The sequence below is a fragment of the Luteolibacter sp. Populi genome (assembly GCF_040801775.1).
In the GTDB taxonomy this organism is placed as follows: Bacteria; Verrucomicrobiota; Verrucomicrobiia; order Verrucomicrobiales; family Akkermansiaceae; genus Haloferula.
This window is the reverse complement of record NZ_CP161812.1, coordinates 2,754,090-2,769,656: the sequence shown is the minus strand read 5'-3', so window position 1 is coordinate 2,769,656 and position 15,567 is coordinate 2,754,090. Positions and strand designations below refer to the sequence as shown.

Genomic DNA, 15,567 nt, shown 5'->3' with positions numbered 1-15,567 from the left:
GGCCTTGGCGTCCGCCCGTTGCTGACACGGTGGGCGAGAGATTACCTGCAAAGTCCGGACGTAGGATAGGGAATGAAACGAGCCCTCGCTTGCTGCGCTTGCCTGCTATCGCCGCTGCTGGCTGCAGCCCAGGGGAAATTCCGGAATCCAATCAATCCCTCCGCCGATCCGTGGATGGGATATGCCGAGGGGCAGTATCACCTGAGCACGACGCAGGGCGATCGGGTGAAGCTGTGGAGCGCGAAGTCGATCGCGGGGCTGAAGGATGCGAAACCGGTGACGGTATGGGAGAAGGGCAAGGGAGTGTGGGCGGCGGAGTTTCACCAGTTGCCCGGGAAACTCGGGCCGCGTTGGTACTGCTATTTTACCAAGACGGATGGCGAAGACGTGCGGCACCGGATGTTCGTGGCGGAGAGCAAGACCAAGAGCATCCTGGGTCCCTATGGCGAGGCGAAGCAGATCAAGACCGATCCCAAGGATGAGTTCTACGCGATTGACGGGACGGTCTTCGAGAATGCCGGGAAATACTATTTCATGTGGGCCGGTCACTCCGGTCACCGTTTGTTCATCTCGCGAATGAAGGATCCCTTCACGCTGGAAGGCGAGCGGGTGCTGATCCCGGCTTCCGGCTTCGGATGTGAGGAAGTACGGGAAGGACCGTACGTGCTGAAGCACCGTGAGCGGCTGTTCCTGACCTACTCCGCCTGCGATACGGGCAAGCCGGACTACAAGGTCGGCTACCTGTGGATGCCGGAAGGCAAGGACCCGCTGAAGCCGGCTTCATGGACGCAGGAAGAGAATCCGCTGCTGGAGCGCAACGATGTCGCGAATGTCTTCGGGCCAGGCCATCACAGCTTTTTCAGGTCGCCGGATGGGACGGAGGACTGGATCGCCTATCACGGGAAGATCTCGAAGGAATACACCTACAAGGGGAGAAGCACCCGGGTGCAGAAGCTGGAGTGGAATGCGGAGGGATTTCCGAAGAAGGTGGTGCCGTTGGGATTGGATGCGGAATTGGCGATGCCTTCCGGAGATCCGGGGAAGTGATGGTGCGGAGGAGATACACCCGCATGAGGCGTCCTTACAGGACGCGATGCTGTGGTGGCATTTTCCCGGCACTGCGTGCCGGGCTATTATGAGTCGTCCCGTTGGGACGGAGAACGGTAACGACGCAAGCCGGGGCCGGGGGACAGGAGAAGGCAGCTGATGTAGAAAGGGGCGCGAGACGCGCCCCTCCTTGGCGAGGCAGGCGCCCGCTGTCGCGGTAAGGGACGATTAGGCTGATTGGGCGGAGAAGAAGACTTCCATGCGGTGCTGCATGTCTTCGTAGAAACGCTTCTTGATTGCTTCGAGCGCGGCGAGTTTTTCGGGGCCGGCGTGGTGGGCTTCCTCTTGCTCGATCCGGATTTTCTCGGCGAAGGATTTTTCCATCTGGATCAGCGAATCGAGAAACTCCTGCGCGGCGCGGGAGTGTTCGACGCCATCGACGAGGGCGTTCTCCAGGCGCTTGTTCCGGGTGACGGCGAAGAGGTTGCCGGCGGCGACCTTTTCCATGTAGCGCTGGTGGCTGGTGCGGAAGGCCTTGTGCTCGGCATCGTAGGTGATCTCGTCGCGGTCGAGCAGGGTGTCGTAGGGGCCCGGCTTGGTGAAGAACTTCACGATCAGCGGAATGGTGTCCACCAGCATGAAGAGCAGGGTCAGGACGAGGTAGGTGCCGAAGGCGAATTGGCCCCCCTCGCTGCCGGCTTTGAAGAGGCCGTGAAGGGCGAGGGTCTGGGTGAGGATGTCCTTGCGCGGCTCGGCCTGGATGGCCTTGACGCGTGCGGTCTCGTCGGCAGACACGGCGGAAAGCTGGGTCAGGGCGGTCTCGCGCTCCTTCATGAGCAGGTCATTCTGCTGGTCGATGGAGGAACGCAGTGCGTTCTGCTGTTCGGTGAACGAGTCGGCCTGGCTTTCCTCGACCTTGCGCTTGAGCGCGGCGACCCGTTGTTCCTCGGCTTTGTTCGCTGCGGCGATCTCGGCAAGCTTGGTCTCGAAGGTGGCGATGGCCCCTTTCTCCGCCTGGCGAGCCTGGGTCTGAAGCGTGGCCTTCTCGCTGCTGAGGTGCTCCAGCAGGCCGCCGATGCGCTGCGACTCGAGACGGCGAGGTTCAAGCTGGTCCGCGCGGATCGAGCGGGCGCGGGGGCCCTCGCCGCGCATCCCGGAGCGCTGGCCATTCAGCTCGCGCTCGAATTCGGCCTGCCAGAAACCGAGTTCGGTCTGAAGCTTGGCATACTGCGGGGAGTATTCGTCCGACTGCTTGTTGACGATCTCCAGGCGGTCGCGGAAGGGCTTGGTGGCCTCTTCGGTGGCGGCTTTGAGTTCGGTCTGTTGTTCGGCGGTCAGACCGGGAATCGCGGATCGGGCGTCCTCACGATCCTGGATGATGAATTCGGCTTGGAAGGTCTCCTTGCGCTTTTCGCGCTGCACTTCGATGGCGGCATCGACCTTCGCGATTTCGGCCCGGGCGGCTTCCTTGGTGACGGCGAACTTGTCGCGCTCGACGGCGATTTCCTGGGAGCGGTCTTCCTCGACGACGGTCTGGATGGTGTCGCGGAAGAGCAGCAGGACGAGCGGGTGGGCGATGGTCAGGCCCATGAGGATGGCAACGACGAGACGCAAGGAGAACTGGGAAAGCTTCCGCCACCAGGACATGAAGGGCCGGTAGCCCGCGAGCAGGGCGCGGTCGATGGTGAGGATGATGAAGGCCCAGACCAGCGCGACCGAATAGATGACGCGCGGGTTATCGGTGAGGGTGGAGAGCGCGTAGGAGCACGCGATGAAGGCGAAGGCGCAGGGGACCAGGACGGTGGCTCCGAAGGCGACGTATTTGCGCTGCTCCCAATTGGGGCACTGCTCGAGGGTCTCGGTGCCGGCACCGGAGAGCCAGAAGAAGAGGCGCTTGAAGGGATTGGAATTGTTCATGGGCGGCAAACCTTGAGATCAAAGCGGATTTCCCGCGGAAAGCGAGGCGGCGCGTGGATATTTTGGCGGAAACGCTGGAAAAACCGCATCTCTCTCAAATGGTTCCGTGAAATTGCGATGAAGGGCGGTTCATTTTGCGCCGAGTTCCAGCTTGAGGAGGCGCTGGTTGGCGGAATCGAAGACGATGGCCCGGTTGCCACGGGCGGCGAGGGTGGTGGGGCGATTGAGCTGGGCGAGGCCGTCACCAGGGTGATCTGTCTGGCCGAAGCTGGCGAGGAACTTGCGGGTGGCGGCATCGAAGCAGAGGACGCGGTGGCGGGAGGTGTCGGCGACCCAGAGGCGGCCGTCGCTGGCGGCGAGGTGGATGGTGTCGCCGAAACGGGAGGCGAGGTCATCGCCCCAGGATTGCCATTTTTGCGCTTCGCGAAAGCTGCCACCTTGTTGGGTGAAGCGGATGACTTGGCCCGCGGCGGCGGCGTGGAGATCGCCGGTGTTGGCGAGGCTGGTGAGGGCGGAGACGGCGAGATCGGCGGGGCCACCGTCGCCTTCGTATTTGCCCTCGGAATTGATCAGGAGCAGGCGGCCCTTGCCGGAAGAGTCGGTGACGAGAAGCGCCGGGCGATTGGAAGATGAGACGAGGGCGCAGGCGACGGAGCCAGCGGGGAGGGGAATGTCGTCGGAGAGGGAGGCGGGGCCATCGCCCTTGCCTTGATAGAGGACCGGCTTTCCCCAGCGGGTGCCGGGGGCGACGATGTTGCCGCCGGGCAAGTTGACGGCACCGGCGAAGCCGGGGGCCTCGGGCGGCGGGACGCTGTGGCGGAGCGGGGTGTCCGGAGAATCGCTCCACTCCCAGAAGCCGGAGTGGAACCAGATGCGGTCGCTACCATCGATGGCCAAGGCGCTGCAGGCTGGCACGGCACCGATGCGTCTCAGGATGGTGAAGCGGCGCGCGGCGGGCTGCCATTCGAGGAGATGGAGGATGCCCTCTGCGCCGGAGGCGGCGAAGAGATTGCCGCCGAGCGAGGCTAGACCGCGGGCATCATTGAGTTCGTGATTGCCGGGGACGTAACCGATGAAGGAGCCGGACGCGCCGCCGAGCACGACGCCGGGATCGGGCAGGAAGCTGGAGTCGAAGCGGCGGAGGGTGCCGTGCCAGGCCGAGCCGAACCATGCGCCGGCGAGCCACTGCGCGTGATCGCCGGGACTCTGCCATGGGCCGCGGCGGTCGGGCGGCGCGAATTCATCGACGCGGCGGATCTTGCCACCGGCGGAGACGTAGATGCCGTCGTCCGGGCCGATCTCAATGTCCGAGATATTGTCTTCCGAGGTGGCGACGGGTTTGGTTTCGCCGGCCGCGTTGACGATGAAGACGGTCTTGTCGCGGGCGGCGGCGAACCAGCCATCGCGGTTGCCGAGGGATAGGCGGGTGGCTTCGATCGGGAGTTCGGTGGGGGCGGTGTCGGGCGCGGCGTCCTTCGGGAGGAGATAGAGTTTCTTGCCGAGCTTCATCAGCAGGCCTTGCGGGGCCAGGGTGAGGCGATCCTTATCCTGCGAGCCGCCGCCAGGAGGAAGCTGATACGATGCGAAGAGGCGGCCATCGACGGCGTAGCGGTTGAGGCGGCCATCGCCCGCGCGGTCCCAGAGCGAGCCGGTGGAATCGAAGACCACGCCCATGCCGGTGGCGGGCTTTTCCGCGAAGCGGACAAGGGAGGACCCTTGTTCGCCGGAGTTTCCAAGGACGCCGGTGCAGTGGAGGGTTTCCGCGGCGAGAGGGGAGAGAAGGGCGTAGAGAATGAGGAGAGCTTTCATCGTGCGGAGGAATCGAAGGTGATCTCGCCCCAGAGATTCGGGCTGAGCATGATCTCGCCGGGCACGTCATTGACCAGGCCGGTGGCGCGGTTGGCGTGGTAGTTGCGGAAGATATTGATGGTGCCGCCAGGGTCGCCGTAGATCACGCCGAAGTCGCCGCGCAGCTTGAGGCCGGCGGGATCGGAGAGGCCGAGGTCGGCGAGCGGGACGGTGACTTTTACCTGGTAGCGATCCCCGCCGCGGTTGACTTCGATCTTGGCGGAATCGAGGCGGCGGACGGAATCGACCTTTTCACTGCGCCAGGGGCTTTGGAAGTTGGCCGCTTCTGCGGCAGGTGCGCCGGGGAGGCGGTGACGGTAGAGGACGGCGATGTTTTCCTGGCCCATGGGGGCGATGAAAAGCCGGAGATCGCCGGGCACGGGGTCGTTGCGCTTGGGATCGGCGGCGGGATCGGTGCCGAGCTGGAGGTCGATGCCGTCGCCGGTCTTGAAGAGCGCCTGCCAATCCTTGCCGTTGTTGATCCACGGGGAGGCATCGGCGACTTCATACTGGAGATGTAGTAGTTGGCCGTCTTGGGAGGCTTTGGCGGTTACGGGGAAATTGCCCTCGCGATCCCACTTGGCGGTGACCTCGGTCGGCTCCTTGCCTGCGGTGATGCGGGCTGGCGGGGTTTCGGCGGAGGTCGTGGCGAGGCGGACTTGGTGGCGGGACGCGGCGAGCGATTGAGGGCCGCTGATGGTGAGGGTGCCGCCGGAGCGTTTCGTTTTATCGAGGCCCTCGACGCGGTAGATGCGATAGGCGATACCGCCGCCTTGGAAGTAGTAGGTGCCGTCCTGAGACTTGCCGAAGGTGCCGCCGAAGCACTCGCCGCCGAGGATGCCGATGCCGCCGGCCTGCGGGTTAGTCATCATGCGGACGTCTGGAAACATCTCGTCGAGATAGAGGCCGTCGCTGGTCATGACGAAGGCGCGGCCGTGGTTGCCGTTGATGAGCATCACGTCCGAGCTGTCGTCGAGCGGGGCCATGCCGCTGTAGAAGAGGGAGCCTTGGAGTTCGCCGGTGCTGGGGAGGGGGGCCTTGTGCGAGCCGTGGACATTGCTCCAGCGGTTCGGGTAGCTCCAGCGCAGCTTGCCATCGGGGCTGAAGGAGCGCATCGCGGGATCGGAGTTCACGACGATATTGCCGAAGCGGTCGGCGATGCTTTCGACCGTCGGGCTGCCCGGAAGGTCGATCGGGGGTGCAGCGCGGACGGCGTTGTTCAAGGCGGGATAGCGCGGCGCTCCGCCGGGCCACCAGCCATCGGGAGCGAGCGTGACGAGCACCGGCTTGCCATCGCGTTCGGCGGGCACACGCAGGGTGAGGTCGTGGAAATCGTGGCTCCACCCGGCACCGGCGAGGCTGCTGGCGGCAGTGGCGAATTCGATTTCCTCCGCGTCCATGGCTTCGTCGCCATCGCGATCGACCCAGAGCATGCCGTAGCCATGGTTCGGCTTGCCATCGTCGATGGTGCCGCCCTTGCTGCCCGCGTATTTCACATTCGGGTAGTCGCGATTGAAGGCGGTGATAAAGGCTTCCGGCGGTCGCCAGTCGTTGTCGTAGGAGAACTGGTGGGCGGAGGAGATGCAGGCGCGCGGGTGGAGGGTGCCATCGCTGGCGAGTTCCTGGATCCAGGTGGCCTTGCCGGAGCTGATGATGAAGGTGCGGCCGTCTTGTCGCCAGAAGCTGTGACGCCGGCCGCTCTTGCCGCCGAGGATGGAGGTCGGTGTTGCGGTCTTGGTCGTGAAGTCGAGTTTCCATAGCGCGCCTTGGCCGATCCAGCGGGTGGGGTCGAGGTCGTCGAAGCCCGCGCCTTGTGCGCCGTAGTTGGTGGGGCCGAAGTACTCCTTTGCGATTTGGCCGGTCTTGATGTCGAACGCGGCGAGGCGCTTGGGTTGCCAGCGGTCGCGTTCCGTGACCCAGAGCTTGCCGTCGAGCGCGACCAGGCCGGCGGGTTTTTGGAGTTTCAGGGGATCGTAGGGGCCGGGAGTAAATCCGCCGGGCGTGCCGATGACCTGCGTCTGTTTGCCCTTGGCGTCGAGGATCCGAACGATGTGGTCGGTGTCATCGCTGACGAAGAAATGGCGATCTTCCACGACCTGCAGGCCGGCGGGTTTGCCGGCAATTTTGGCAATCGGCGACAGCTTGCCGGACGCCGGATCGATCCGCGAGAGTTGGCCCTTGGCGATCGCGAAGAGGTCGCCGTCCCACGCGGCCAGGGCTTCGGGGGCGGCGAGCGGGAGTTCCCCCTCCACCTTCCCGGTTGCGGGTGAAACGATGTGCAGCTTCCCCGCGGCGCGGTCTGCTAGGAAGAGCCGCCCTTTCACCAGAGCCATTCCCGCGAGGGAGAAGTCGGCGGTCGATTTCCATGCCGAAGCGGGTCCGGCCTCATACTGCCAGAGCGGCGCGTGTCTGAACTTCTCCGCGAACTCCGCGACCGATCCTGTCTTTAGATCGATCCGCATCACGCTGACGGTGCGGGTCTCCTTCCAATCGGATTTCGAGCGATCGACGTGCTCGCCCCATGCGAGGCCGTCGTGCGCGGCGTAGAGATAGTTCTCGTCGGCGGCCAAGGCGACCACTCCGAGGCCGTGGCCGTGTGGCGGATTGAAGCCGCGGACGAAGCTGCCATCGGGAGCGAGTTCGATGATTTCCCAGCCGCCCTCTGCAACCGGGGAGCCGAAGAAGAGCGAGGTGCCGTTCGTGGTGGCTGCCTGGAAGGTGCCGTGGTTCGAGCCGGGGCCGTCGCAGAAGTCCATCTGGTGCACCGGCTTGAGGCCGGGGTGCGAGATCGCACGCCAGCGGTATTCGCCGGGCGCTGCGACGTTGCCGGCTTCATCGAGGCCATCCCAGACGAGGCGATGCGAACCCTTCGCCAGCGCTTGGCCGGAGAGGAGGTTCTTCACGCGTGCGCCGTCGGCATTCTCGATGACCACAGTTGCCTTGCCGTCCACGGATTGCTCGAAGGGGATCGCGATCTCAAGGCTTCGGTCCGCTGCCAATCGCGCGCGTTCGTCGAGATCGAGGCGCTGCCAGTCGGCGGGGTCAGGCGAAAGGCCGTGGTGGCTCGCCGCGGACTGTAGGTGGAGGAAGCGCTCGCGTTGACGGGGCTGGCCGAACGGACCGCCGGGCCATTCGACGGAGAGGCCGATACGGAGCTGCTGCCAAGCTTGCGGATCGGCGATGAGGCGGTTCTCCGGGATGGAAAAGGTCCAGCGGGTGGTTTTGGCGTTGCTGGTTCGTTTGGCGTCCTTGCCGGTGAGCACGAGCTTGCCGCGATCCCCGGCGAGACCGAGGGAGAGTTCCGCGTTTTCCGTATCGAAGGAGTCCACTTCGACCGAGACGGTAAGTTGATTGCCCTTGCGCGCGGCGTCGAAGGCGACCCGCGGGGAGAGCGTGCTGGAGAGGACGGTGAAGTCCTCCTCCGCAGACAGGAAGGTGATGCCGCAGGCAAGGATGAGGAGACGGATCACAGCGGAACGCATGGGAAAGATCAATAAGCCGGGTATGCTTCCGGGCTTTCATTAAAACTGTGTGTCTCGACACTCCTTTCTGCTGGTAATATTCCTTCCAAGTGGTAATTTCACGCCATGAAGAATCGCTTGGCCTACTCCGGACTGGGTCCGATTCTCGCGGATCGGGACATGAGCGTGAGGGATCTTGGCGAGATGCTGGAGAGCCGTGGCACGCCGGTGGGCAAAAACACGCTCTACCGCTTGATCAAACAGGAGCCAATCGACCGGATCGACCTCCAGATCCTTGGGGCGCTGCGCGACGCGCTGGGAGTGTCGCTGGATGAATTGCTGATTTTCGAGACTCCGGCGAATACCCTTCGCCAGATCCCCGCCGCGAAACAGCGGCGCTTGCATGAGTTGATGGCGCGAAACAGCGATGGAAAGCTGACCAAGGAAGAGCGCGCTGAGTTCCTCAAGCTTGGCCGCGAAGCGGAGAAACTGACGCTTGCGAATGCCCGGCAACTCGCGGCGCAGCGGAAAGCTCTCCAGCATTCCTGATGGACAAGCGGACGATCCGCGAACGTGCCGAAGGTCGCTGCGAGTATTGTCGCGCTCCCGAAGCCGTGTCGGAATATGCGTTCATGGTGGACCATGTCGTCCCCCGCAGCCGCGACGGTAGCGATGAATTGGAGAACCTCGCGCTGTCGTGCTGGTGCTGCAATCTGTTCGAGAGCTACCATGTGCGGGGTCTGGACCCGCGCGATGGGAAGCGGGTCGCGCTCTTCCATCCTCGGCGGGAAAAACGGATGGAGCATTTCGTCTGGACGAAGATTTTCACCCGGATTGAAGGGGTTACGGCAAGGGGCCGGGCAACCGTCGCTCGTCTTCAAATGAATTCGAATCCTGACCGCAGCGAGGCACGCCGGCTATGGCATGCCGCAGGATATCTCCCTTGAGCGGTGCCTTGAGGCTGGCCATCGCCAGTGGAGGGCTTTAGCAAATCCGTGATGCCCAACCGCTTCTACGGCGCCTTCGACACCGAGCGCTTTTCCGGAAAGAACGATGCCGGGGATTTTCGAACGCCTTTCCAGATCGATCGCGACCGGATACTGCACACGCCGACCTTCCGGCGCTTGCAGAACAAGACGCAGGTCTTCTGGAGCGGGGAGTACGACTTCTACCGCACTCGGCTGACCCACTCGCTGGAAGTGGCGCAGATCGGGCGCTCGATTTGCCACTGGCTGAAGCACTGCGGCGAGCCGCTGGCGGAGGACTTCTTCATCGACCCGGACCTCGTGGAAGCAGCCTGCCTCTCGCACGACCTGGGGCATCCGCCATTCGGGCATGCGGGCGAGAGGACGCTGAATCACCTGATGGCACCCTATGGCGGCTTCGAGGGGAATGCGCAGACGCTACGGCTTCTAACCGAGCGGATTTTCTCGGTGAAGCGCGCGGGGATGGACCCGACCCGGGCCTTCCTGGATGCCGTGCTGAAATACAAGTCGCTGTGGAGCGAATTGCGGAGCGCGGAGGGGAAGGCTCCGGAACACCATTTCCTCTATGATTTCCAGAATGCCTGGCTGGACTGGGCGATGGCCGGGAACGACTTTCCTGCGGAACTGCCACCGGGCAAGGAGCGCGACGGCTTCAAGTCCATCGAGTGCCAGATCATGGATTGGGCGGACGACACGGCCTATTCCCTGAACGATCTGGCCGATAGCGTGCGCGCCGGCTTCTTGCGGATCGAGCGGATCGAGGCTTGGGCGGAGAAGCACGGTGAGGCAATCGGGGAGGGATCTCCCTTGGGCGATCTCGTGAAGGCGATCCGACGGCGGCGGGTTGATCCCTTTGTCGGCAAACGGATCGGTCAGTATATCAAATCGACCACACTCAAGCCGGACGTAAACTTCCTCAGCGGGGCGACCAACCGCTATCGCTACCGCTTGGTGGTGGATCCGGCGGTCAAGGCGGAGTCGAAGCTCTTCAAGAGGCTGGCTTTCGAACTCGTGTTCCTCGCGCCGCAGCTCAAGCAGCTTGAGCACAAGGGCAACCATCTCTTGCACGCGTTGTGGGACGTCCTCGCGAAGCGCTACGTCACCGGCGGTGAGATCGACGGACAGGACTTCCAGTTACTCGCGGAAGACACCGCAACCGAGATCGCGCTGGCGGCCAGTGAAGAGAAGAAGGCCCGCTTGGTGTGTGACTTCCTGGCCGGCATGACCGATGGCTATGCCGCCAGGATGTACAAGCGCCTCTTCACGCCGGACTTCGGCTCGATCGGAGACCTGATCGGTTGAGGCGGAGGAGCCGGGTTACTCGTTGGGATAATGAGTGGTCCGGCGCTGGGTTGTCACCGATTCGCCGGTGTCGTGGTCGACGGTTGTCGTCGTCGCTTCGCGCGTGGTGCTGCTAATTCCGGAAGGCTCTGCAGGTTCGACATAGGTGCAACTGGCGATCGCCGCAGCGGTGGCGGCGAGAAGGATGGTACGGATGGATTTCATGGTAGTTGGCGGTTGGAAAAGGATTACTCGACCTTGTTGATCACCGTGGTCGCGGTATCGTCACCGATGGCGCGGCGGGAACCGGTGCGCGCGGCACCCATGATTCCCAAGCCGAGGATAACCGCTCCGATCACGCCGACCCAAACGGGCTCGATGCCTATCAAAGTGGCGGCATAACAAAGGGCTCCTAAAAGGATGAGAGAGCCGACAATATAGAGGATGATTCTCATGGCAGTAATCTTCTCAGCATTGCCGGTGCCGATGTGGCGGAATGCCGTTTCCATCTGCCTATAGATGGCTGGATATCAAAGGAATAGGGGATTCCGTTCCAAGGGATCGAACGCCCTCCCGTCAACGCATGTCGCACGGTCGCTCCAAGGAGCCCGTGCATTCGGCACTGAGATCAGACCCCTAGCGGAGAAGCTTCTCGTATCCCGCCCTCTCGTCGGCATCAAGGTCGGCATTCTGGATGGCGAGGCGGACCGCTTCGGCATCGTTCGTATTCCACTCGCGGATGGTGTCTTCCATGATCGAGGCCCGCTTCGCCGGGTCTTGGACGGAAAGGCCCCAAGAGAAGGCTTTCTCGGGCAAGCTCTGGCGGATCGATGCGACGAGCGGCTGAATCGCGGCATCTTTCACTCCCCCGTCCGGCAGATCGGAAATCCAATCCGCGGCAGCCGATGGATCGTGGGTACTCCAATTTTGGACGAGGGAGACGGCACCTGCCTCCGCTGCTGCGCCTGCAGGCAAGCCGGCAATCCATGCCGCGGCTTGTTCGGGATTCTTGCCCGCCCACTCGGTGGCGAGAGCGCCGGTGGCGGACTGCAGGACCGAACCGGAGGTATTGCCGGGATTCTCCAGCAGGGCCTGCAGGCTTGCGGAAGCGGCAGCGGGATCGTTGCGGGCACGGGCAGGCAGCAGTTTCGCGAGCGCGGCGGTCTGCTCGTCGCCGGAGAGCGATTCAGCCCAGCGCAGCGCGGCATCGGGATCGTTCATGCCCCAGGTCTCAGCAAGCGCGACGAGGGCCTGCTGCCGGTCCTTCGGGTCGGTCATGGCGTCCATCCGCTTCGCCGCATCCTGCGGGGAAAGATTGGCCATCTGCTGGATGGCTTGGCGGACGGCCTGGCTGCGCTCGGTGGCGGAGCCGAGCGTGGCCGCGAATTCGAGAGCCTGCTCCGGGCTATGCTTGGCGAGCGAGTAGAGAAAGGTGCTCAGCTTGTCCTCATCGCGCAGCGAGGCCGGGATGGAATTGAAGAGCTTGATCGCTCCCTCCGGATCGTCCGCCACCATGATTCCCGCGAGCGATCCGGCCAGTTGGGAATGCTCCACGCCTTCGAATTGCGCGAGCACCGCGGCGGCCTCGGAGGGCGACTGCCAGCGCAATCCCCACGTAAGATTTTCCAGGGCCGAGGTGCGGGCATTGCCCTTTGGCATCGCCAGAACGACCTTCGAAGATTCGGCGGGATCGCTCCAGTCCATGTGGTTGACGATCGCGGCCATGGCCTGTTCGCGCTCGGCAGGCTGGCCGAGCGCGCTGGCGGCGGCGAGCGCTCCGGGGAAATCGCGGTCCGACCAGGTCTCCATGACCGCGGAGATCAACTGGCTGCGCAGGTGAGCGGGCATGGTCCCGATTTTTTCCATCGTGCCGGCGGGGTCTTCGGTCGCCATGCGGCGGCAGGCGGCGCGGTAGGCGGAGTTCTTCATGTCCAGGTCCGTGGCCGTAGCGGCCCAGGCGAGGACGGCTTCCGGATCGCCGGAGGCCCAGGCGGTAAAGACACCGTCGCTATTCCAGAAGTCATCGCGCTGGGCAGGTGAGACCTTGGCAAGGGCCGCCACGGCTTCCTTGGGCGAAGTATTGGCCACCTGTTCCAGCAGCATCATGCGGACGTGGCTGGGCAACTCCTTCATTCCCTCGAACAAGCGCAGGCCCTCGGCGGGATCCTTGCGGACCATGGCCCATGCCGCGGCGGAGAGGGCATTCACCCGCTCGGAGGCGCTGCCGAGTTGCTTGGCGCGCGCGATCGCGTCCTCGGGATCCGCCTCCGCGAGCACCCGGAAGATCGAGTCGTGGGCGAGATTGCGGAATAGTCTCGAGGGCGAGTCTTTCGCAAAAGCGAGCGCCGCGTTGGAGTCCGCGTCCGACCAGGCGGACATCACCGAGCCGAGCAACTGCATCTGCGAGAAGTCGTAGCCGGGGTGGGTGCGGAAGTGCTCGCGCATTTCCTCCGCGAGGGCGGCAAGCTTTTGCGGAGGGACGTTTTCGAGCGCGAGCGTCAGGCGGGCGTCGGTCACGCGGGAGCGGCCGGTCTTGAGCAGCGCGCGGAGATCATCGAGCGAGGTGCCGGAGGAAACGAGCCGGTCGCCGGAGCGGCTTTCGCGGGGCTCGGGGCGGGTGTTTGCGGGGGCGGGCGTGGATGCCGATGCGGAGCCGCTACCTAAGGACGATCGGCCGATGACGAGACCTCCCCCGGCACCTAACAGCAGCGCGAGGAGGGGGAGCGCGAACTTTTGCATAACTCTAGCAATGCCGGAACGGGGATTTCCTGCCAGTAGAATTCAAACGGGATGCGAAAGGGGCGGGTTTTGTACGACTTGACCGGAAGGGGTTGATCCGTTCACCTGAACAAGTGCCGTCCGCGCCATCCAAGACTTTAATCCAGACGCCGCTCGAAGCTCTGCAGAAGCACTTCGGGCACAGCGGGTTTCTGGATGGCCAGGACCGGGTGATCGAGCAGATCACCTCGGGGCGGGACGGGCTGGTGGTGATGCCCACCGGCGGGGGCAAGTCCTTGTGCTACCAGCTTCCCGCACTGTGCTTCGAGGGCGTGACCTTGGTCGTCTCGCCGCTGATCGCGCTGATGAAGGACCAGGTGGACGCGCTGGTGGCGAAGGGGATTCCCGCGACGCTGATCAATTCCACGGTGTCGTGGCCGGAGCAGAAGGAGCGGCTGGATGGCATGCGTAGCGGCAAGTGGAAGCTGGTCTACGTCGCCCCGGAACGCTTCCGGGCGGAGTCTTTCCTGAATGCCTTGGAGGGTGTGGAGGTCTCGCTCTTCGCCGTCGATGAAGCGCACTGCCTGAGCCAGTGGGGTCATGATTTCCGACCGGACTACATGCGGCTGGGCAAGGCGCTCGACAAGATCGGCAAGCCGCAATGTATCGCCCTCACTGCCACCGCCACGCCGATGGTGCGGGCGGACATCATGGACGTGCTCAAGCTGCGCGAGCCCTTCGAGGTGGTCAGCGGCTTCGCCCGGCCGAACCTGTCGCTGGCGATCACGCAGGTTGAAAAGAAGCAGCAGAAGTACGACCGGATCCGCGACATCGTGCGGGCCCACAAGACCGGCATCGTCTACTGCGCGACCCGCAAGAAGGTGGACGAGGTCGCGGAGAATCTCGCCTCCTGGGGCGTGCGCGCGATCGCCTACCACGGCGGGATGAGCGACAAGGAGCGGGAGAACGCGCAGAATATCTTCCTGCAGCGCAAGGCGGACGTGGCGGTGGCGACGAATGCCTTCGGAATGGGGATCGATCGCTCGGACGTGCGCTTCGTGATCCATTTCGAGGTGCCCGGTAGCATCGAGGCCTATTACCAAGAGGCCGGCCGCGCGGGTCGCGATGGCGAGGCGGCGCACTGCGAGCTGCTCTTCAACTATGCGGACACGCGGACGCAGGAATTCTTCATCGATGGCGCGAATCCCGGCGGTTCCGTGATCCGGCAGGTTTACCAATATCTTCTGAATAGTGCCGACAAGGAGTACGAGGTCCATCGTAGCATCGAGGACATCACCGAAGGGGCGGACGTGAAGAACCCGATGGCGGTGAGCAGCGCGCTGGCAGCGCTGGGCAGATCCGGCTACATCGAGCGCTTCGACGTTCCCGGCAAGCGGATGCGTGGCACCCGCCTCAAGCGGCCGGATGTTTTCGCGAGAGCGCTGGAGTTGGACGAAGCCGCGCTCGACGAAAAGGACCGCCGCGACCGCGAGAAGCTCAAGTCGATGATTGCGCTCTGTTACGCGCGGGCCTGCCGCCAGCAGTGGATCCTGGCTTACTTCGGGGAGGAGGATGCCGATGTCTGCGGGAACTGCGACGTGTGCCGCGAGAGCAGCGGCGGCGAGCAGCGCGCGCCGACGGTCGAGGAGGATATCGTGGTGCGCAAGGCGCTGAGCGGCGTGGCCCGCATGTCGCGCAAGACTTCCACCGGCTGGGAAGGCAAGTTCGGCCGCGGCAAGATCGTGCAAATGCTCTGCGGCAGCCGCTCGCAGGAGATTCTAACAGGCGGCCTCGACAAGCTCAGCACCTACGGGATCCTGAAGTCGCATGGCACCGGCTACGTGAACTCGCTGATGCGTTCGTTGACGGACGCCGGGCTGCTGCGCGTGGAAGCGGGCGAGTTTCCGCTGCTCGCGCTCACCGAGCGCGGCGAGGCGGCGATGCAGGGGAAGGCGAAGTATCGCTTGGCCTGGCCGTCGACAGCGCCCGCCCCCGCGGGTCATGAACTGAAGGACCAGGGCTTCGACTCCCGGCTCTACTCGCTGCTGCGCGATATACGGGGCAGCTTGGCCAAGCACGAGGACGTTCCGCCCTACGTCATTTTCAGCAATAAGACGCTCGAGGCGCTGTGCCGCTACCGCCCGACCAATGTCGAGGAAGGGTTGGCGGTGCCGGGGATAGGCGAGGCGAAGGCGCAGCGCTATCTGCCGGCGTTTCTTGCGGCGCTGGCGGAGTGGCGAGCCTGAGACCCCTTTGGACAGCATAGTGAATGGCTGTCCTCCTCTGAACAATCGGCGATAGTTATTAAG

11 protein-coding genes are annotated in these 15,567 nt (G+C 64.0%); 5 read left to right on the top strand and 6 right to left on the bottom strand.

Annotated elements, in window-relative coordinates; translation table 11 throughout:
- Nucleotides 1-72 precede the first annotated feature (72 nt).
- The gene (locus tag ABWK72_RS11035; protein ID WP_367874847.1) at nucleotides 73-1,047 is read left to right on the top strand and encodes a family 43 glycosylhydrolase; all 975 of its coding nucleotides are present in this window, start codon (nucleotides 73-75) and stop codon (nucleotides 1,045-1,047) included.
- Nucleotides 1,048-1,275: 228 nt separating this feature from the next.
- Here the strand turns inward: ABWK72_RS11035 and ABWK72_RS11030 are convergent, their stop codons facing one another.
- The 3 genes from ABWK72_RS11030 to ABWK72_RS11020 form a co-directional block, all read right to left on the bottom strand.
- On the bottom strand, nucleotides 1,276-2,964 hold the full coding sequence (locus ABWK72_RS11030; RefSeq protein ID WP_367874846.1) for a DUF4407 domain-containing protein: 1,689 nt from the start codon (nucleotides 2,962-2,964) through the stop codon (nucleotides 1,276-1,278).
- 129 nt (nucleotides 2,965-3,093) lie between these two features.
- The gene (locus ABWK72_RS11025) at nucleotides 3,094-4,773 is read right to left on the bottom strand and encodes a hypothetical protein (RefSeq protein WP_367874845.1); all 1,680 of its coding nucleotides are present in this window, start codon (nucleotides 4,771-4,773) and stop codon (nucleotides 3,094-3,096) included.
- Nucleotides 4,770-8,294: a FlgD immunoglobulin-like domain containing protein gene (locus tag ABWK72_RS11020; RefSeq protein ID WP_367874844.1), complete on the bottom strand. Its 3,525-nt coding sequence runs from the start codon at nucleotides 8,292-8,294 to the stop codon at nucleotides 4,770-4,772. Before ABWK72_RS11020 ends, ABWK72_RS11025 begins: the two co-directional genes overlap by 4 nt.
- A 105-nt stretch (nucleotides 8,295-8,399) precedes the next feature.
- On the opposite strand from ABWK72_RS11020, the gene ABWK72_RS11015 reads away from it, so the two are divergent.
- From ABWK72_RS11015 to dgt, 3 genes are read left to right on the top strand one after another with little or no spacing between them, the layout of a single operon-like run.
- Nucleotides 8,400-8,822 carry a helix-turn-helix domain-containing protein gene (locus ABWK72_RS11015; protein ID WP_367874843.1) on the top strand — a complete coding sequence of 141 codons (423 nt, stop codon included), beginning with the start codon at nucleotides 8,400-8,402 and terminating at the stop codon, nucleotides 8,820-8,822.
- Nucleotides 8,822-9,220 carry an HNH endonuclease gene (locus ABWK72_RS11010; protein WP_367874842.1) on the top strand — a complete coding sequence of 133 codons (399 nt, stop codon included), beginning with the start codon at nucleotides 8,822-8,824 and terminating at the stop codon, nucleotides 9,218-9,220. Before ABWK72_RS11015 ends, ABWK72_RS11010 begins: the two co-directional genes overlap by 1 nt.
- 51 nt (nucleotides 9,221-9,271) lie before the next feature.
- Nucleotides 9,272-10,561 carry a dGTP triphosphohydrolase gene (gene dgt / locus ABWK72_RS11005; protein ID WP_367874841.1) on the top strand — a complete coding sequence of 430 codons (1,290 nt, stop codon included), beginning with the start codon at nucleotides 9,272-9,274 and terminating at the stop codon, nucleotides 10,559-10,561.
- A 15-nt stretch (nucleotides 10,562-10,576) separates the two neighbouring features.
- Here the strand turns inward: dgt and ABWK72_RS11000 are convergent, their stop codons facing one another.
- From ABWK72_RS11000 to ABWK72_RS10990, 3 genes are all read right to left on the bottom strand, one after another.
- Nucleotides 10,577-10,765 carry a hypothetical protein gene (locus ABWK72_RS11000; protein WP_367874840.1) on the bottom strand — a complete coding sequence of 63 codons (189 nt, stop codon included), beginning with the start codon at nucleotides 10,763-10,765 and terminating at the stop codon, nucleotides 10,577-10,579.
- Between the two features lie 23 nt (nucleotides 10,766-10,788).
- Nucleotides 10,789-10,995, bottom strand: a complete 207-nt coding sequence (locus tag ABWK72_RS10995; protein ID WP_367874839.1) for a hypothetical protein — start codon at nucleotides 10,993-10,995, stop codon at nucleotides 10,789-10,791.
- A 181-nt stretch (nucleotides 10,996-11,176) separates the two neighbouring features.
- Nucleotides 11,177-13,279, bottom strand: coding sequence for a hypothetical protein (locus ABWK72_RS10990; RefSeq protein WP_367874838.1), 2,103 nt, complete (start codon nucleotides 13,277-13,279; stop codon nucleotides 11,177-11,179).
- 92 nt (nucleotides 13,280-13,371) lie between these two features.
- Between ABWK72_RS10990 and ABWK72_RS10985 the strand changes: the two genes are divergently transcribed.
- A complete protein-coding gene (locus ABWK72_RS10985) occupies nucleotides 13,372-15,504 on the top strand; it encodes a RecQ family ATP-dependent DNA helicase (protein WP_367874837.1) in 2,133 nt (710 codons plus the stop codon).
- Nucleotides 15,505-15,567: the final 63 nt, after the last annotated feature.

Excerpts from the sequence above, each read along its gene's own strand:
- ABWK72_RS11035 (WP_367874847.1), top strand. The coding sequence starts at position 73 with ATGAAACGAGCCCTCGCTTGCTGCGCTTGCCTGCTATCGCCGCTGCTG.
- ABWK72_RS11030 (WP_367874846.1), bottom strand. The coding sequence starts at position 2,964 with ATGAACAATTCCAATCCCTTCAAGCGCCTCTTCTTCTGGCTCTCCGGT.
- ABWK72_RS11025 (WP_367874845.1), bottom strand. The coding sequence starts at position 4,773 with ATGAAAGCTCTCCTCATTCTCTACGCCCTTCTCTCCCCTCTCGCCGCG.
- ABWK72_RS11020 (WP_367874844.1), bottom strand. The coding sequence starts at position 8,294 with ATGCGTTCCGCTGTGATCCGTCTCCTCATCCTTGCCTGCGGCATCACC.
- ABWK72_RS11015 (WP_367874843.1), top strand. The coding sequence starts at position 8,400 with ATGAAGAATCGCTTGGCCTACTCCGGACTGGGTCCGATTCTCGCGGAT.
- ABWK72_RS11010 (WP_367874842.1), top strand. The coding sequence starts at position 8,822 with ATGGACAAGCGGACGATCCGCGAACGTGCCGAAGGTCGCTGCGAGTAT.
- dgt (WP_367874841.1), top strand. The coding sequence starts at position 9,272 with ATGCCCAACCGCTTCTACGGCGCCTTCGACACCGAGCGCTTTTCCGGA.
- ABWK72_RS11000 (WP_367874840.1), bottom strand. The coding sequence starts at position 10,765 with ATGAAATCCATCCGTACCATCCTTCTCGCCGCCACCGCTGCGGCGATC.
- ABWK72_RS10995 (WP_367874839.1), bottom strand. The coding sequence starts at position 10,995 with ATGAGAATCATCCTCTATATTGTCGGCTCTCTCATCCTTTTAGGAGCC.
- ABWK72_RS10990 (WP_367874838.1), bottom strand. The coding sequence starts at position 13,279 with ATGCAAAAGTTCGCGCTCCCCCTCCTCGCGCTGCTGTTAGGTGCCGGG.